The sequence below is a fragment of the Frankia canadensis genome, from assembly GCF_900197875.1.
GTDB classification, from domain to species: Bacteria; Actinomycetota; Actinomycetes; order Frankiales; family Frankiaceae; genus Frankia; species Frankia canadensis.
Window position 1 is genome coordinate 1 of sequence record NZ_FZMO01000265.1, and the last position, 4,986, is coordinate 4,986.

Consider the following 4,986-nt stretch of genomic DNA (forward strand, 5'->3'; position numbering starts at 1 on the left):
GACCGCCGCCTCAACGTGGTCATCGGCACCGGCCAGCCGGCCGCCGACAACACCCCGCGCCAGCTCGCGTTCGTCTTCGCCGACGGCCGCTACCGCGGCACGGACACGAAGGATCCCAGCGCGCACGTCGCCCTGCGCAACCAGCGCAACGACCACGAGGTGACGTTGCGGTACGACACCTACAACCCGCAGGACCCGATCGGCTCCCCCTCAGGCCACGCCGACGTCCGTTTCCGCTGGACGGGAACGAACTTCAGCACGCTCGACCCGATCCCCACCACCGACCCGCAGGCCGCCGACAGCCGCCGGTGAGACGCCCCTGCGTGTCCCGACGGCGCCTGCGACCGGGCGCCGTTCGCGGGTGGTCGGCGACGGGCCGCCGGACGCGCCCGCCGGAGGCCGCCCCGCCGGCGGCGCGCCCGTCACCCCGGGACCAGCCGCATCTGGATGGCCTGGAGCATTATCGTTTCACCCGGGATGTGCCCGGCTCCGGCCGCGGCGCGCAGAGGGGACGAGCCGTCCGAGCGGATCCGCCGGTGGACCGGCCGGGGCCGAGGGTGTGGGTCGGGTTCCCGGCGCGGTGCGGAGTCCTGGCGTGGTGATCGAAGGAGTGACCATGTCGGCGCAGGTCGGGCGGGACGGTGAGCGGGCCCGGCGACGGCCGGGTGCCCGTCGCCGGGCTCGGGCCGCCCGGGCGTCCTCACGCGGCCGGGCGGGGCGATGCTGACTCCGCTGGTCGACGACGACCCCCGCCAGGTCGGCCCGTTCGCCATCCACAACCGGATCGGCGCGGGGGGGATGGGCACGGTCTATCTCGGCTTCAACGCCGAGGGCCGGGCCGCGGCCGTCAAGGTGCCCGACGCCCGGTTCTCGGACGACCCGGAGTTCCGCGAGCGGTTCCGCCGCGAGGTCGCCGCCGCCCGGCGGGTCCACGGTCGCGCGGTCGCCGCCGTCCTCGACGCCGACCCCGAGGCCGCCTCCCCGTGGCTGGCCACCGAGTACGTCGAGGGCACCAGCCTCGCCGACGCGGTGCTGCGCCACGGCCGGATGGAGGAGCGTCTGCTGCACGGCTTCGGCGTGGGGCTCGCCGACGCCCTCATCGCGATCCACGCCGCCGGCGTCGTCCACCGTGACCTCAAGCCGTCGAACATCCTGCTGGCCTGGGACGGCCCCAAGGTGATCGACTTCGGGATCGCCCGTGCCACCGGCGTCCCCAGCCACACCCGCACCGGCATCCTCATCGGCACGCTCGCCTGGATGGCACCCGAGCAGCTGCGCGGGGAGCGTGCCGGCCCGCCGGCCGACATCTTCGCCTGGGGGGCCTGCGTGACGTACGCGGCCACCGGCCATCCGCCGTTCGCCTCGGAGGAGGCCGACGTGCTGACCCGGATGCGCGAGGACCGCCCGCCGGACATCGTCGGCGTTCCCGACGCGCTCGTCCCGCTCGTGCGCGCCGCGCTGGCCCGCCGCCCGCAGGACCGCCCGAGCGCCGCCGATCTGGTGCGCCGGCTCGTCGCCGATCCTCAGGTGCGCACGCCCGCGGACGCCGACCGGGTCGCCGCGCAGGCCCTGACCCCCTGGCAGGCCCGCCCACCGCTGGGCTCCCTCGACGAGGCGGCGGCCGGCCTCGATCCCGACCGGCCCGACCAGCCGACCCACCCACTGGCGCTGCGCCCCACCCCTCCGCCCGGCGGCGACCGCTCCGTCGGCACCATGCCCGTGCCGCGCTGGGCGGGCCCGGAGGGCGACAACCCGCCCGGTGTCGCGGGCGCCGCCCCGGCCGCGCCGAGGCCTCGCGGCGTCCCGACGCCGGCGACGGAGCGCACCGAGCCCCGGGGAGGGGCGGTCGCGACCCGCCTCGCGCCCGCCGCCGTGGCTCTCGCGCGCGGCGCGGCGCCGGGACGCGTGAACCCGGGCGGCCGTGGTGCGGGAGCCGACCTCGACGGCGCGCTCCTCGACGACGACCGGTCCGCCGAGGCCGGCCGGCCCGCCGGCGGCGGGCTCCTCGAGGACGACGGGCATCTCGCCGACGGCGGTCCCAGACAGGGCGCCGGTCCCAGACAGGGCGGCGGCCCCAGGCGGGACAGCGGGTCCGGACGGCCGGGCGTGGCGGGATGGGGCAGCGCGGCGCTGGAGGCGACGTTCGGCTGGCTGCCCGCGCCCTGGCGGCGGGCCGCGCCGCTGGCCAGTGGCGCGCTGCTGGTCATGCTGGTGGCCGGCATCGTCGCCGCCGTCCTCGCGTCGTCCGGCGGCGGCAGCGAACCGCAGGTGGAACCGACCCCGACCCCCGCGCAGGACCGCACACCCGCGGGCACGTATCCCCCGCCGCCCGGCCCCGGTACCGATATGCCATGGATACCCGGGGGCGTCGCCCACGGGACCGCCGCACCACCGCCGACCGCCGGGTCGCCGCGCGGCGGCAGCCAGCCGGAGACACCAGAGGGTGACCCGACCCCGCTCACGCCGAGCCCGCAGCCGGGGACCGTAGAGCCGACCCCGACCTCGACGGAACGGCCCTCGCCGACGTCCGGAGCCTCCCCGACCGGCGGGCCCACCCCCTCGCCGACCGGGTCGGCTCAGGCGCCGCCGACCGGCTGCCCGACGGCGGCCCCGAACGGGCCGGGCACACCCCCGCCGCCGGTCTGCTGACGGGCCACACCGCCCGCGCGGGAACTCCGGTCCGTCACGGCGGAGCACCGGCTGACGGCAGTCGCCTACGCCGTGTCACCGGGCTGGGGCGTCAGGTTCCGGCGGGACCCGGTGCAGTTCCGGCTGCCACTGGCGGAGGACCGGTTGCTCCCGGTCGCGGAGCCGGTGCAGCTACGACTCGGCTTCGGGGTCGGCCGGTCCGTCGGCTCACTCGTCGGTCCGTCCGTGGGCCTGTCGGTGGGCGGCTCGGTGGTCGGCGCCGGTGTGGGAGACGGGGTGTCGGGCGGCGGAGTGTGGGTGGGCTGCGCGGGCGGGGTCGTCGGGGCGCCCGGGTTGGTCGGTGCGGCCGGTGACGCGCTCGGCCCGCCGCCGGCGGTTGGGGGGCGCCCGGCGCCGGCGTCACGGTGGCCGCTGTGCCGGTCGCGCTGACCCGCGCGGCCGGGGCGGGCACCGGAGCCGGACGGCCGCCGGGGCGCACCGCCGCCACGGCGACCGCGACTCCCAGCACGAGCAGCAGGCCGACCGCGACGGCGAGGACACGCGCCCGGTCGCGGGGCCTCGTGTCGCCCTTGGCGAGGGCGTTCCTGACCACCGCCGTCTCGACGATGACCGTGGGATTCGGGTCGGCGGCGTCCTCGCCGTCCTCCGCCTGTCCGTCCTCCGCCTGTCCGTTGCCCGGTTCCCCCGACCCGCGGGCATCGGCCGCCTGCCCGTGGACATCCGTCCCGGCCGCGTCCGGGCGCCGCGGGTCGTCCGCCCGTGTGCGCGGGTCCGGCCCGCCCCGAGCACCGGATGCCGCCACGCCTGGCGTCGAGGGCGGAGCCGGCACCGACGCGGGCGACCGGTCAGATGCCGATGGCGAACCAGATGCCGACGACGTCCCGGGCTCCGACGACACCCCGGGCTCCGACGACACCCTGGATGCCGACGACACCCCGGATGCCGACGATGACGCCGGCGCTGACGGCATCGGGGCCGCCAATGCCAGGGGCACCGGGGTCGTCACCGGATCGTCCCCACCGTCCGCGGGGGCGGGGGGCGAAGTCGGTTGCCGCGCCGACGGCAGGGCGACCGCCTCCCCGTCCTCCCCCTCCATGGGCGCGGCGCCGGACGGGGCACGGTCCGCGTCGGACGGACCGCCGGTCGCCGCCAGTACGACCGCGGTGACGGCGTCCGCCGGGAAGGCGGGGGCGGCGCCGAGGGAGTCTCCGCCGGGCCAGTCGCCCGGCAGGGGCGTCATGACGGCGGCCGCCGCCTCTCCCGGCTGGCCCAGCCGGGCGGTCGCCGACGATCCGGCGAGGCCCGCGGGATCCGCGCGCCCTCGCACCCGCACCGTCGCCGCGCCTCCGCTCGCGCCCGGCAGCCGCGCCGACGCCGGCGGGTCGCCGAGCGCGCGACTCGCGGGCAGCCCCACCAGCCCGGGCAGCAGGGCGCGCAGACGGTCCGCGCCGGGGCGGGCGGCGGGGTCCTTGGCGAGCATCGCGGCGAGCACCGACCACAGCGCATCGGGCACCCCCGGGGGTCGGCCGGGCACGAGGTCGGCGTGCGCGCGCAGGATGGACAGCATCTCCCGCCCGGCGAACGGCGCGACGCCGCAGAGCATCTCGTAGAGCATCGTGCCGGCCGCGTACACGTCCGCGGCCGGCCCGACCGGGCCACCGTCGACGCTCTCGGGCGCCATGTACAGCGGGGTGCCGAGCATGCCGCCCGGCACCGTCAGCCGGGTCGCGGAGGCCATCAGACCGGCGACGCCGAAGTCGGAGACCTTCGGCCGCGTGCGGCCGTCACGGCGGTCGAGCAGCACGTTCTCCGGCTTGAGGTCGCGGTGCACGATCCCCAGCCGGTGGGCGGTGCCCAGGCCGGCGAGCACGTCGACGACGAGGGAGACGGCCTCCGCGGGAGGCAGCGTGCGGCGGCGGTGCAGTTCGTGGCGCAGGTCGGAGCCTTCGACGAACTCCATCACGATGGCCAGGTCGCCGCGCTCGGCGACCAGGTCGTGAATGGCCACGACAAAGGGCGACTGGACGCGGATGAGAATGGCCCGCTCGCGCATGAAGCGGGCCACCACCCCGGGGTCGGCCGTGAAGTGCGGCAGCAGGAGCTTGAAGGCGAGGACGTTTCCCGCCTCGTCGCGCCCGCGCCACACCTCACCCATGCCACCCCGACCGACCCGGGATTCCAGGATGTAGGAACTTCCCAGCTTTCTAACCACTCGGTGCCATCACCACTTCGCTGTGGAGTTCCAGTTCGCTGCGGAGATCCAGATCGATCGACGGGGACCCCCGGCCGGGCACCACCCGCCCGGGGGTCCCCGTCGATCGATCTGGATCTCCGCAG

The 4,986-nt window shown here is 77.4% G+C and carries 3 protein-coding genes; 2 read left to right on the forward strand and 1 reads right to left on the reverse strand.

The window, feature by feature from the left end:
• Together C1A33_RS19935 and C1A33_RS37505 are read left to right on the forward strand one after the other, a co-directional pair.
• Window positions 1-312 (forward strand): LppP/LprE family lipoprotein (locus C1A33_RS19935; protein WP_133150746.1); only part of this gene is annotated, 312 nt, incomplete at its 5' end.
• Window positions 313-720: 408 nt separating this feature from the next.
• The gene (locus tag C1A33_RS37505) at window positions 721-2,649 is read left to right on the forward strand and encodes a serine/threonine-protein kinase (protein ID WP_101832958.1); all 1,929 of its coding nucleotides are present in this window, start codon (window positions 721-723) and stop codon (window positions 2,647-2,649) included.
• A 91-nt stretch (window positions 2,650-2,740) separates the two neighbouring features.
• Here C1A33_RS37505 and C1A33_RS19945 read toward each other — a convergent pair whose 3' ends face one another.
• Window positions 2,741-4,861, reverse strand: coding sequence for a serine/threonine-protein kinase (locus C1A33_RS19945; protein ID WP_101832959.1), 2,121 nt, complete (start codon window positions 4,859-4,861; stop codon window positions 2,741-2,743).
• Between the last annotated feature and the right edge of the window lie 125 nt (window positions 4,862-4,986).